This is a genomic window from Methylobacterium sp. SyP6R (assembly GCF_019216885.1).
Lineage (GTDB): Bacteria > Pseudomonadota > Alphaproteobacteria > Rhizobiales > Beijerinckiaceae > Methylobacterium.
This window is the reverse complement of sequence record NZ_JAAQRC020000001.1, coordinates 46609-59209: the sequence shown is the minus strand read 5'-3', so window position 1 is coordinate 59209 and position 12601 is coordinate 46609. Positions and strand designations below refer to the sequence as shown.

13 protein-coding genes and 1 pseudogene are annotated in these 12601 nt (G+C 60.2%); 2 read left to right on the top strand and 12 right to left on the bottom strand.

Annotated elements, in window-relative coordinates; all coding sequences use genetic code 11:
- Window positions 1-7: 7 nt before the first annotated feature.
- From HBB12_RS00300 to HBB12_RS00280, 5 genes are all read right to left on the bottom strand, one after another.
- Window positions 8-427 (bottom strand): DUF5681 domain-containing protein, encoded by a 420-nt coding sequence (locus HBB12_RS00300; protein ID WP_236987508.1) that lies wholly within the window; start codon window positions 425-427, stop codon window positions 8-10.
- 376 nt (window positions 428-803) lie between these two features.
- Window positions 804-1286 (bottom strand): hypothetical protein, encoded by a 483-nt coding sequence (locus tag HBB12_RS00295; RefSeq protein WP_236987507.1) that lies wholly within the window; start codon window positions 1284-1286, stop codon window positions 804-806.
- Complete coding sequence (locus HBB12_RS00290) at window positions 1283-1558, bottom strand: hypothetical protein (RefSeq protein WP_236987506.1); 276 nt, start codon at window positions 1556-1558, stop codon at window positions 1283-1285. The genes HBB12_RS00295 and HBB12_RS00290 overlap by 4 nt, the downstream gene beginning before the upstream one ends.
- 1590 nt (window positions 1559-3148) lie before the next feature.
- Window positions 3149-4288 (bottom strand): hypothetical protein, encoded by a 1140-nt coding sequence (locus HBB12_RS00285; protein WP_236987505.1) that lies wholly within the window; start codon window positions 4286-4288, stop codon window positions 3149-3151.
- Window positions 4289-4465: 177 nt separating this feature from the next.
- The gene (locus HBB12_RS00280; protein WP_236987504.1) at window positions 4466-4984 is read right to left on the bottom strand and encodes a hypothetical protein; all 519 of its coding nucleotides are present in this window, start codon (window positions 4982-4984) and stop codon (window positions 4466-4468) included.
- Window positions 4985-5628: 644 nt separating this feature from the next.
- On the opposite strand from HBB12_RS00280, the pseudogene HBB12_RS00275 reads away from it, so the two are divergent.
- Both HBB12_RS00275 and HBB12_RS00270 read left to right on the top strand, forming a co-directional pair.
- A pseudogene (locus tag HBB12_RS00275) lies at window positions 5629-6132 on the top strand (DUF4113 domain-containing protein); the annotation flags it as partial.
- 145 nt (window positions 6133-6277) lie between these two features.
- Window positions 6278-7729, top strand: coding sequence for an ATP-binding protein (locus tag HBB12_RS00270; RefSeq protein ID WP_236987503.1), 1452 nt, complete (start codon window positions 6278-6280; stop codon window positions 7727-7729).
- A 71-nt stretch (window positions 7730-7800) separates the two neighbouring features.
- Here the strand turns inward: HBB12_RS00270 and HBB12_RS00265 are convergent, their stop codons facing one another.
- The 7 genes from HBB12_RS00265 to HBB12_RS00230 all read right to left on the bottom strand — a co-directional run bounded on the left by HBB12_RS00265 (window position 7801) and on the right by HBB12_RS00230 (window position 12429).
- Complete coding sequence (locus HBB12_RS00265; RefSeq protein ID WP_236987502.1) at window positions 7801-8046, bottom strand: hypothetical protein; 246 nt, start codon at window positions 8044-8046, stop codon at window positions 7801-7803.
- On the bottom strand, window positions 8043-8261 hold the full coding sequence (locus HBB12_RS00260; protein ID WP_236987501.1) for a hypothetical protein: 219 nt from the start codon (window positions 8259-8261) through the stop codon (window positions 8043-8045). Before HBB12_RS00260 ends, HBB12_RS00265 begins: the two co-directional genes overlap by 4 nt.
- A gap of 345 nt (window positions 8262-8606) precedes the next feature.
- Window positions 8607-9296 (bottom strand): hypothetical protein, encoded by a 690-nt coding sequence (locus HBB12_RS00255; RefSeq protein WP_236987500.1) that lies wholly within the window; start codon window positions 9294-9296, stop codon window positions 8607-8609.
- Window positions 9297-9495: 199 nt separating this feature from the next.
- Window positions 9496-10455, bottom strand: a complete 960-nt coding sequence (locus tag HBB12_RS00245) for a hypothetical protein (protein WP_236987499.1) — start codon at window positions 10453-10455, stop codon at window positions 9496-9498.
- Window positions 10456-10894: 439 nt separating this feature from the next.
- Window positions 10895-11200, bottom strand: coding sequence for a branched-chain amino acid transport AzlD family protein (locus HBB12_RS00240; protein WP_236987498.1), 306 nt, complete (start codon window positions 11198-11200; stop codon window positions 10895-10897).
- The gene (locus HBB12_RS00235; RefSeq protein WP_236987497.1) at window positions 11197-11910 is read right to left on the bottom strand and encodes an AzlC family ABC transporter permease; all 714 of its coding nucleotides are present in this window, start codon (window positions 11908-11910) and stop codon (window positions 11197-11199) included. The genes HBB12_RS00240 and HBB12_RS00235 overlap by 4 nt, the downstream gene beginning before the upstream one ends.
- Before the next feature lie 309 nt (window positions 11911-12219).
- Window positions 12220-12429 carry a cold-shock protein gene (locus tag HBB12_RS00230; protein WP_236992615.1) on the bottom strand — a complete coding sequence of 70 codons (210 nt, stop codon included), beginning with the start codon at window positions 12427-12429 and terminating at the stop codon, window positions 12220-12222.
- Window positions 12430-12601: the final 172 nt, after the last annotated feature.

Genomic DNA, 12601 nt, shown 5'->3' with positions numbered 1-12601 from the left:
GCGAGGCTCATTGATCGTCGGCTCCGTCCAGGCGGTTGAGGCGTTCGGTCAGCTCGTGCGTCTCGATCGCCTTCAGGTGAGCGTCCACGGCGCGGCCGATGTCGGCGGCCTCGGCGGGCGTGATCTCGCCCGACGCAACGGCCTTCAGTAAGGCAGAGGTTGCCTTCGGAATGTCGCCCGCGTTCTCGATGTCCGGCAGGTCGAATTGCACATGCCGATCCTTCCGAACTGGCACCAGGCGTTCCATGCACAGGCGGATGGCGACGGTATCGCCGAGCAGGGCCAGCTCTACCGCCTTGCGGGTGATCTTCTCCGCCTCGCCCTCAAGTAGTTGCTGCATAGCCATGGTCGTACGATTGCGGGTGCCCTTGGCCTTGCCGGCAGGGTTCCCACTCTGCCCTTTCGGGAATGTGCCTGCCTTAGCCAAGGTTCGTCTCCTGCATGTGCAGGTGGAATACAGGGGTCATTGCATCCACCTGAGGCAATCGTCAGTCTCACACTGGCCCCATACATGGCCGTTGCCCGGGTCTCTCGTCCAGTGCAGCCGGCCGGCGCACTCGGGACACGGATCTCGCCTTCCTCGCCCGGCTCGGCGCGAATTGCCCTCAGGGCCTCAAGGACAGGGTTTCGGGGCTCAGGCAGGAGATTGGCGCGGATGCCGTCGGCAAAGCCGCGCAGGGCCTCCGCAGCGGACCGCTGGCGCAAGGTGGAGGCATCGGGCCGAGCCTCGATCGCATCGGCCGCGCCGACGGCGACCAATACAGCGTCCCACAATCCGGCGTGATAGGCGGTGCGGGGTTCGGTCATGTGCTCGCTCCTATCGTCTCGGCGGCCTGTCGCGCCGCGCGCTGTTCGGCCCACAAGCGGTCCCTCTCGGCTTGCTCAGCCTTGGCGCGCTCGGGCCACTCGGCCATCTCGTGTTCGGCGGCGGCCCATGCTTGCTTTGCGGCCTTTGCCTGACGGCGGCGCTCCCTGGCGGCCTCCCGGCGCTCCTCGTCGCGAAGGGCCTCCTGATGTGCTGCGGCTTCCCTGGCCTTCCGCATCGCCTCGGCGACAGCTTCGGCCGCACCGCGCGACACGGCTTCCGATAAGGCGTCCTCGAAGCCGCCCGGATCGAAACCCCGACCTGCGCGGCGCTCCGCCTCCTCGAACGACAGGCCGGCGGCCACGGCCACACGGGCGGCGGCAGCTCGCCCCGCTTTGCGCTCGCCTTCTGTCGCCCCGCCGATGGCGAGGGCCATGCACTTCCGAAACCTGTCGCTATCGAAGGCGGCGGCGGCACTCACTCGACATCTCCTTCGGCAGCGGGGCGGTGAACGGCGCCGTAGGTCGCGACGATCTGCCGGCGATCGACGGAAGGCATGCGGTCCAGGGCGGCAAGGGCGAGGGGTAGGGCGCTTGCATCATGCTCGGCCGCGGCGAGGTGGTTGCAGAGGTCAGCGGCGCGCGGGCCGGACAGGACGCGGGCAAGGCCACGAAGACAGCGCAGGCGAGCGCGGCGCTCGGCCTCGTCGAGGTGCGGATCAAAGGGCCCCCAGGAACTCGCAGCGGAGGTCATCGGACGATCTAAACCTTCCAGCCTGCGACCGTTTCGAGGAGCGTAGCGCGGTGCGCCGCATCTCCTGGCTGAGCTAGCTTCCAGCAATCAGCATATCACCAATGGTGGCGAGCGGTCTTGGTGCCTCGTCTTCAAAGCGCTGGAGTGCCGCGCCTACGGCTGCATGCCGCCTTCTTCGTCCACCTATCGGCGCTAATGACACTATTGGCACGTGAGGTGGGGAAAGCACGAAAGCCGCAGGATCATTCGGAAAGCCGAAATCGGCCACCTAATGGCGGTAATGGCGCTATCGGCACAGGCTACTAGAAAAGAGCCTTCCGGGTTCGATCCAGGAAAATGGATGCGGCAAAGTGCTCTCTCACAGCATCAAGAGCGAGCAGGACATGCGGGGAAGAGCGCGGAGGGCCAATGCGAGCGAGCGCCATCGATACCATGAGTAGGGCTCCTGGGGTGCAGGCTTTGGGTTGTGGCGGGTGGTGATGCTGCCCGACGATCGCGCCGAGCTAACCGGCCGCGAGGTGGCGCGGTGGAGCGTGCTGCTCGAGGAGCCGCAGCCGCGGGAGGAGCGCCAGGCGCCGACCGCCCGCGCCGTGAAGCGCCACCCCGGAAGCCCTCGGCTTGGTTCGAGGTTGCCCCGCCGGCCGGCACCCTGCCGGGCGTCACGGAGCATGCGGGTGTCGCCGGACCAGTCTTCCGGATCGGCCGGCGGCGGCTCGCCTGGCTCGCCGAGGATAGGGCGGCGCGGACTCGGGCCGCCGAACCGGTCCCGGCGCAGAAGCTGCTGCCCCAGGGAGAGGCAGTGGCAGCCTTTGCAGCCAGACTGCACGTGACCGTCGGCGTCGTGAGGGCCGCGCTGAAGCGAGGTATGCCTTCCCACCCGGACGGGACCGTGCCCGTCGACGACGCCCTGTCCTGGTGGGCGCGGAACAGGGCCCCGCCCCGGGGGCGCCCACCCGAGGGATACGAGAGCCCGAAGGCCTTCTGCCGGCGCGTGGGCGTGAGCGAGTCCGGCGGGCGGCGAGGATTGCTGCGGCGCGGTCTGCCGGTCGAGCCCAACGGCCTCGTTCACATCGCCACTGGACTAGAGTGGATGCGGGCGTCTGGCCCAGCGTCAGGCGACTCGCGGGGTCCGCGGTCGGCGCGCGGGTGGCGCCTGACAGGCGGCGGAGGGTAAGATCAGCTCAACGGTCGACGCCCTGGCGCATGTGCTACCGTGGCGGCTCGGACGCCGAGGTGCGCGATGGACTTATCGGAATTTCGGATCGGAGGCGAGTTCCTGGCACGCGGCGCCCGCTAGCGCGTTACGGATCCGCCTCTAGGCGCGGCGGGCAAGCGCGGGTCATGAGAACACGACCGGTCTTCCAGGACTGGTCCGCAGAGATCTTCGTCGACTTCCTCCCGGATCAGTTGAACCGGGCGGAGGTTGCGGAGATGGTCGGAGTGGCAGGCGCCATCGTCGGTCTCGGCGACTGGTGTCCTCGGTTTAGTCGGTTCACGGTTCACGCGCTGCGATAGGGCTGCTTTGCACTGGCGCCGCTCAATATGCTGCTGTTCGTCCTTTCGTTTTTGGTCTACAGCTATTATCGACAACTATGTTTTTCCCACGTCACCCTGGGCGATATAAAGCGCAACTTTCGCCTTTACTTTCGTCTGAAACTCCAATTGCTCAAATACAATATATTGCTCCTTCTTCAACGAGACACTGCATATCACCCCACGCGAACCCCACTCTCTATATTCATCGGCTTTATAAATCGTCATAGAAATTACTCCAGTGCCATTGTCTTTTTCCGAACCCAGAATTTCGAATTTGTCGATGTAAATGCCTACTAAGTTTTTCGATTTCGTTATACGAATTATTTCCGCAACAATCTTCGTCAACATCTCCTCTTGTAATTCCGATTGTGATATTGAAAAACTGAAGGGAACTCCCTGCTCTAGACGTACCGTATCGGTGGCTGGTGGACTGTGAACTTCATCTGCGCCTAGTAAAAGGCGCTTAGCAAGCGCAACCCCTGATTTGAACGCCTTTGTCGTTGCCGACGCGATCCCCAAGCTTATCTTTTTGATTTTCAGGCCGAAACTGGTAAGCCACCCACCAACCAAACTCAATATATTTTCGGCATTGTCTCTCGCCGATGACAAAATTCCCTGTATGTATTTTACGCTTACCTTCACAGAAGACTTAATCAACTCCGATGCCAATTGCAATTTCTGCTTTAGATAGCCAACGTCCGCTGTTGCGGAGATCATAGGCAAAGCATTTGATTCAACTGGATTTTCATTGATCATATTCTCTAATTCTAATATTCGATCCGTCGCCTGTGTAATGCTATTTGATAATTCTTCGACTAAGTCGGCAAATTTTTTATCCTTAGGGGAGATTGTCAGTATGTTAGATGTTCCGGCAGCGGTTTCATGTGCAGTTTTGCCAACTTCCCAGAGAGCTTGAGACAGCGCGCCTGCTCGCGCTTTCATAGCAACAACTTCTTTTGTGCTATCAAGATACGAAATTTCGGGAAGCTTGATCGCCTCAGATATATACGTTACGGTTTCAATTATTTGATCTTGACCAATATTACTAAGTATCTTGATCTTTCTTACGGCATCATCAATTGCGTCGATATCCCACGACTCGATGGGCTCGTTGGGTTTTGGCTGCCCACTCCATTCGTGCGCGAGGCGCACCGCCCTGTCAATCGCAGCTTTTAGATTTTCACTGTCGTTCATAACTTCCCCTGATCTAGCGTCCTGTTGATGTATATCGCATTGCGTTGGCGCTTAGCCTTTACTGTCTTCTAATCTTTGCCCTCAAAAACTCAAAAAAATAATTTGTTTTATTGCGGTCATTTAAACATATAATATGTACGAGAAAAGTTCCCATATTTGATCTCGTAGACAAGAGACTTACCAGCCAAAATGCTTGGCGACGCCAGCGGCTACAAATACGGCGACAATAAATCCTAGCAATTGAATTGTCGTTGGAAGCTTATCGATGCCGCCCTTAACCAAACTAAGGTCTGAAGCCGACGCTTTTCCAATCAAATCTCTTTCAATTCCGATCATTTTAGCATTGATCTCCCCGCCGATTTTATTGAGTTCCGCACTTCCAGCCTTGGCATCAAGCTTAGTATCTACAATACTTGCCTTCAGCTCTATCTTTGTGAGTTTGCCATCGATATCTAAGCGGGCGCCTTCTACCAAGTTTTTTATACCATCTAGACGATCGATGATTTTATTGAAATCTCTCTCTAGATTGCCAACGCGATCCCTTATATCATCCGAACCTCCCCCGCCGCCTGATGACGAGCCCATTCCTCTGCCTCCTTCTAGGCGCCTATATCTCTTAATATCGGCAACTTCAGCTGATAGAATTTGTTGAACTGGCTCATTCATCTTCGTTCTCGCTTTTTGCGCCTTCATCATGCTTTATAAGATTGTTTTCAAGACCCCACCTCAGAACCGACCCCCTATAGAAAGTTCTTATATTCGCGCAATTACCGCATATAACTCCGCAGACTCCCAACCCAAAGTTCAATTCTTTATGATCCGCGGTTTTAAGTAAGGACATCGAGAAGGATATGCCATCTGAGTCGTCAGCTCTAACGATCCATTTGTTTTCTCCGCACGCTTCGCAATCTCTAGTGGCGCCTTTCGATTTGAGAAATCTCTCAAGAATATCGTCTGTTACGTTTTCAGGCATTTGCACCAACTGTGGCTATCGGAGTTAGGGGTTGTGATTCATTGAACTGCCTTCCTGCCGGGCCGCATTAGGAACGGCCATCAATTGAAAAAAGATTAGCAAGTATGGATCGACTTTGTGTGGTACCATGATACCGCTCCGTCATGATATTTGCTCGAACGCATTCTGATGCAGTATGCAACTGCGGTGAAGTCGCGCCCGCTCAACGGCCCGCCGATCTTCGAGGAGGACCCCGACGGCTGGGAGGGGTCGCTCGACCTTGACCGGGCGAACTCGGTGGCCGACGACTGGATCGCCTCGCGCGAGGCCCAGTTCTACGCCGGTGCCACGAACCGCCAGGCGACCATCCTCGAGACCATCCAGGAGGTCGGTGGCGGCGCACGCGACACGGCTCGGCGAGAAGCTGCGGCGCGACGGTCTCGCCGTCTCGGCCGTCACCGTCTTCTATCACACGAGCGAGCACGACCGGGGCGACCCGATGCGCGCGGTCTCGACGGTGGTCCACCTGCCCGAGGCGACGAACGACAGCCGCCACCTGATCCAGGCCGCGCTCCACGGTGTGGCGAAGACCTGGAAGGAACAGGGGCCGACGCCCTGGCGCTACAGCAAGGCTGGGCTAGTCACGAAGGATCTCGTGCCGCTCGACGGCGCGCCTCGCCCGTTGTTCGGCGCCCTCGATCGGGAGAAGTCCGGCGCGCTGATGGCGGCGATGGACGCCTGCAACAGCCGGTTCGGGCGTGGTGCTGTGGTGCCGGCTCGGGCGGGGTTGGTGGAGAAGCGCACCTGGTCGACCAAGTTCGAGATGCGCTCGCCACGGTTCACGACACGGTTGAGCGAGGTGCCGACGGTCGTAGCTGCGCAGCCGGCTTAACGATCGGAGAATGGGCCATTGAGGCCTGCCGTCTGAAAGGACGCTCACTATTTTGCAGGAAATTACCAAGCTGCATCAATGGCTTAAGCCATGATTGACAAATAGCTAAACGATCGTTTCTCTATTGGCTCGAGCGGAGCGTTACATGCGAGCCATAAGCGACATCGACATCCAGCGTAGGATCGAACGCGATAACCCCTGGTGGGTCAACAGCGTTTGGACCATTCCAGAAGCCACAAGTCCAAGACGGGTGTATTTCGAGCCGTTCAAGCAGCTGGCTCTCAATTTTTCCGTTCGAAGGGCCGCAATATTGCTTGGACCCCGCCGGGTCGGCAAGACGTTTATGATTAAACAGCTATTGCATGAAGCAATGATTGCTGGAATAGAGCCTTCAAATGTCTTGTATGCCAGTATTGATACGCCAGTATATTCAGGAATTTCGCTTGAAAAATTTTTGTCGTTGATGCCAGCAAAAAATGGTCAAAAGCTTGTCGTATTTGATGAGATCCAATATCTGAAAGACTGGGAAATAGACCTCAAGGATCTTGTTGATAGCTATAAGGATGTAAAATTTGTCGCCACTGGGTCTGCCGCCGCAGCATTACGACTGAAAAGTCAAGAGTCTGGGGCAGGTAGGTTCTCCGAATTTATGCTTCCCCCTCTGACTTTTTACGAGTTTCTCGTTTTTCTTGGCGAAGATGATGCATTAATCGAACGCCGCGAGCGATCTGAGAGATTGCCGGGAGTGGCTTTACATTATTTTGCACCTGTCGATATTCAAAAATTAAATGCCAGGTTTGTAGATTACTTGAATTTTGGAGGGTATCCTGAGGCTGTGATTAACACGGCTATACGGAACAACCCCGAACAGTTTATTAGAAACGACATTATTGATAAAGTTCTTTTGAAAGATCTCCCAAGCTTGTATGGCATTGAAGAAATACAAGAACTTAACAAGCTGTTTTCATTCCTTGCTTATAATGCGGGTCACGAAGCAAATCTAGAAAATATTTCTCAAGGATCTGGATTGGCCAAGCCAACAATCAAGAAGTACATTGAATATCTGGAAAAAGCATTTCTAATAATCAAAGTTTCTCACGTTGACGAAAACTGCAAGTCTCTACAGAGAGAAAGAAATTTCAAGATATACCTGAACAATCCATCGATGCGAGCAGCCCTGTTCGGGCCAGTATACGAAGAAGACACTGATGCAATATGCCATCTTGCCGAGTCGGCCATATATTCTCAGTGGCAACATGCAATCAACTTCCGACAATTGCGATATGCTCGATGGAAAAACGAAGGAGAAGTTGATATAGTGATGTTGTCATCGCACAGCCAGCGGCCCGATTGGATCGGTGAAGTAAAATGGTCTGATAGATATAATAGCAGGCCGTATGATCAATATAAACATCTTCAATTCATGTTAAAAAAACATAAAAACGTAAGAAGTGCTTTTCTAACTACGAAAACAATTAGCGATGAAATTGTTCTTGAGGGAGTTAAGCTCAGAATTATACCGAGTTCAGTCTATTGTTACACAGTCGGCAGAAATATTACAGATCAACTTGATTCAAATACCCCAGGACAAACCTAATTAGATCGCTCGCAGGTGCCCAAAAGGGCACCTGCGATGAGAGATCATTGATTTGTAGTCCGAAAGCCTTGTCACCCCACAGTTGCCAGCAGCACCGCCGTCCTCACCGCATTCCGCCGCCGGGCCGGTGTCGCATCCTCGATCGCAAGCTCGTCCGCCGACCACTGGTGCGCCATGACGGCCGCGGCGACGTCGAGGCGCCTGTCCCCGATCTCGAGCACCACCGGCGCCGACGGGTCGGCGAGGTAGGCGGCGATCGCCGCGTCGAGCGCATCGTCGGTCAGGAGTTTCGCTCGGAAGGCCTCGCCGCCGGTCATCGCCCGTAGCTCCAGATCGGGATCATGCCCTGCTGCTTGATCGGGTGCAGCAAGAACGCCCGCCACGGACCGATCCGGATGAACTCGGCGTTGACCTCGGTCACGTCGGCGATGAGCGGGATGAGCTGGCCCTTCCAGTCACCGCGGATCGCGCCGAATTCGGGAGACACCCCGAAAAGGCGCAGCGTGTCCCACCCAGCCGCGTGCGCCTGCATCCCCCAGCGCTCGACGAACTCCTGGCAGCGCTCGTGCGTCTCAGCCCACTCCGCTTCGCGCAGGCCGCGGCACAGGACGACGCCAGGGGAGAGGCTGGCGAGGCCGCGGGACTTAGAGGGGGGAGGGAGGTGCACAAACCCCGCCTGACTTGCGGCATCAGGCCTGTTCCCGGATCAAGCCGCCTTCGCACGAAACAGGAACGTCGGCTCCGCCTTAGTGGGTCGCTTGATGTAGCGGTCCTCCGCTACCATCAGGTCCCCCCACTGCACGGACCTTGTTCGGATAAGCTTTAGGCCCGAGCAGTGCAGTCAGGCGTCCTGAGATTTCTACCTCGATGCCGCCCTTCACCTCAGGATCCCGCCAACCGTGACCGTGTCCACGAGGTCGCGGAGAGCGGACGCCAGCTCCGGATCGCCGGCCTTGGTGCAGGCGTCCGGCGCTTCGTCCAGCCGTCCCAGCGCCTCCTCGTAAGAGGCGATAGCTGCGGGATGCCGCGCCACCATCTGCGGCACGTCTGGCAGCGCTTCGAGCTCGGCCATCAGCCGCCTTTCCTCCTTCGCGAGTTCCTTGGCCCGGGCATCCAGCTTCGCTTCATTGCCGACGCTGCGAATCAGCATGTCGGTGATCCGGTCCAGGTTGTACCCGTTGCTGTTCGGGGTCGGCGGGCTGTCGCCGAACCAGATCCTCGGGCTTGAGGACATGGAACCGCTCGAGCCGGACGGCGCCACCACTTCGTGCCGGTCAACACGACGACCATCGCGCGGGCCATCGCCGGCACCGGGGCGCAGCCGGGCGCCCCCATCCCCGCCGCTGTCGATCCGGAGCGGGCCTCCCGCTTCGATGCCCCCGCCGATCGGCCCGGATGCCCTTGAGCGCGTCGCATGAGGGTGCGGGCACGTGATGATGGCGCTCACCGAGGAACGGTGGGCGCTCCGCGAGGCGAAGCTCCAGAGATCGTCGCCTTCCTGGAGGCGCAGGCCTCCCGGTGGGACGCTGTCGGCCGAGGAGGTACGGGCGCGGATCTCGAACGCCACGGGCGCAGAACGTGGCGCGGCTGCTCACCGCCGCGGAGGAGTGGCGCACCTGGCTTGAGGCGCTGGCGGAGGAGGCCTTGCAGCGACAGCGCCCCCTCCCGGACGAGATGATGGTTCAGGTAGCGCGGGGTTCGCGTCAGGACGGAGATTGCGGATCATGCGGTCGATCGCCGGTGGGGATGAATTCCCGCCCGGTTGCTCAGCCGGCGCGCCGGGCTTCCGCACCGAGGCCGCGCTGCGCCTTCGAGCGCAGGCGCTTGTTCTGGAAGACGAGCGTGACGGTGGCGCCGCTGCCGCGGTCCGACCAGAGATACGTCACGAAGGTGCCGAGTCCTGGAATTGTTGCCGTGGCGTCGATGGTGCCCCGGCAGCCGAGCAGGTTCTCGACCTCGGAGAGACGCATCTCGGCCTGGAGCAGCTCGAAGGCGACGAGGCTGACCGGGCACTGCGTCCGCTCGGTCGGCGGCCGGTATGCGGCGATCGGCGCCAGCGCCGGGCGGGCCGGCACACCCGGCGCCGGATCGGCGACCGGCGGCTGCGTGCGCCAAGCCTGGGCGGGCGGCGCGTCGTCCCATGCATCGGAAGAGGCCGACTGTACGGCGACCCCGTTTGGCGCTTCTGCGTGCGGTGTGTCTGCGGGTGCCGCGACAGGTCGCGGGCCTTCCGCCGGGATGCCGCTCCGCAGCGCGGGGGTGAAGGCCGGGCCCTGCCGCAGCCTGGCGGCCCCGGGCATCGTGTGACCGCGGCCGGACCCGTGCGGCGCCCGCTCCTCGCCCGCCTCGATGGGGGCGCGGGCGTGCCCGACGACGATGGCCCGGCGCAGGGCCGTGTCGAGGCCGCGTAGGTCGCGGGCGAGGCGCTCGCTCCGTCCGGTGCCGGCCGGCTCGGAGCGGATCTCGCAGGCTGCGAAGGCGGAAAGGGCGTCGCGGATCTCGTCCTCGGTCCATTGCCCGGCCGGCTTGCCGAACAGGTCGGCCTCGCCCTGCGGCACGGCGGACACCGTGGCGGCGCTGAGCCGGCCGAGCCTTTCTTCCGCAAGGGCGCGGTGCGCGCCGCAGCCGCCGGCCGCCGCGAGGGACGCGCGGAACGGGGAGGGGGCGGCCGCGAGGGAGGTGCAGCACGCGGCGACGAGCAGAACCGGTGCGAGAAGAAAGCGCATGAGGGCGGCCGCCTAGGGTTAGGTCATACTGCCTAAGCGAAAGGTTCGAAGTAAACGGACTCTTACCCTTTGGGGCCGCGCATCCGGGCTTTGGCGACCATGCCTTACCGTCTGTTGACCAAATCGCTCGGATCAGTTGCACGCGGCCTCATCCCAAATCCGATCGGTTGCTTCGGGACGGCGATTTCTGGCTCTGCTAGAGCACTTCACGATCGCGTTGCCATCGCAAAGCTCTCTAGGTCTTTGATTTTGCCGCATTTTCGGCGCCGAACCGGCATCCACTTCGTCGGAAAATGCTCTAGAGCACTTCACGATCGCATTGCCATCGCGAAATTCTATAAGTATTTGGTTTTGATGTATTTTTGCGGAGAACCGGTATCCGTTTCGCCAGAAAAACGCTCTGGAGCGCCGCGGACTTGGCAAATTTGGCCGCGTGAGGTCAGCCCGGGACGACGTGCCGAAGCAGCACGATCGTCCCGACGCCGACCGCCACAGTCCCGATAAGAGGGAACCGGGTCGCGGCGATGATGGTGATCGCGCTGGCTGCAGTCTCGCGCCAGCCCGTCGCGAGAAGTGAGGGCGCGATCACCGCAACCAGCACCGCGGGCGGGATCGCGTCGACGGCGGCCTTGGCGCGCGGACCGAGCTGCAGCCGGTCGCCGAGGGCCAATCCGCCGATGCGCGTGGCATACGTCACCACGGCCATCGCGACGATCGTCACAAGGGTCGGGAGATCGACGATCATCGGGCCTCGTCCGGGCGCCAGGCGAGCGCCGCCCCTGCGATGCCGGCAGCGGCGCCGGCCATCACGTGCCAGGGCGAGCCGACGAGCCGGTAGCACAATGCTCCGGCGACCGCTGCGGCAATGACCGGCACCGCCGTGCTGCGACCCCGCCAAAGGGCCGCGACGATGCCGATGAAGAGGGCCGTGAACGCGAAGTCGGCGCCGACGGACCGTGGGTCACCCAGCAAGGACCCCGCGGCGGCGCCCAGCGTCGAACAGGTCACCCAGTTGATCCAGAGCGTCGCCCCCATGGCACCGAAATAGGCCGGCGTCAGGGAACGGGCGGCCGCTCGCCGCTCGCCGAAAGCCCAGGTCTCGTCGACGAGCGCGTAGAACGTGAGCAGGCGCTGCCAGGGGCCGAACGCACCCGTCTTGGGCGCGAGGGATGCTCCCATCAGGATGTGGCGGAGATTGATGAGGGCGGTCGAGGCCACGAGCGTCCCGATCGCGAGAGGGTACGTCCAGAGTTCGATGATCGCGAATTGCGCCCCACCGGCACAGACCAGCGCGGACATGAGGGCGACCTCGGCGATCGAGAGGCCCTTGCTCGCGGCCAGAGCGCCGAACAGCAATCCGATCGGCACCGCAGCGATTGCAGCCGGCGCGATGTCGACGACGCCCTCCAGAGCTTCGCTCCGACTCGTCCCGGCTGACATGCCCGAAGGCCGCATAGGCGTTACCCCGTCGATGAGAGCGTCCCGCGGTATCAGCTATCGCAGCGAGTGGACAGAGTCGCGGCGAACTCCTGATTGCCATCCCGTTCGGCAAGGTAGGCCATCATCGCGCAATCTTGAGCCAGCGCTTCCAGCCTCGTAATGCCGCCTATCGACGTGTCGTGCAGCGCCCTGCTCGCGGATAAGAGATCTCGTTCTATTATTAAAAGGTGATGGGATGCCTGGCGCAGGGTGGGAGACGGTAATTGGATTATGCGTTTTTTGTGGGTGACGGCGGCTCTGATCGCCGCCGTCACGAGAAAAATCTTAATCGATCTTCAGATTTTCTGCAGATGATTTGCCGCGCCGCTGGTCGACCACCACCTCGTAAGAGATTTTCTGGCCGTCCGCGAGGTCGCGAAGGCCTGCCTTCTCCACCGCAGAGATATGGACGAACACATCCTGTCCGCCGTCGTCGGGCTGGATGAAACCGAAGCCCTTGGTTCCGTTGAACCACTTCACCGTACCGGTTGCCATAAGCGTACCTCCATGGATGGATATGCGCTTTAGCCGATCCGGTGGCTCGCCGTCTCCCGCGCAATTCGCATCCCCGAGCTCGAAGCCGAGTTTCCGCCGCCAGGCTGCAGCCTCCGGGTCTGGCAGCGCCGGCGCTTCCGCGCCCAGAATGGCGCTTCGAAGATGGTCTGCA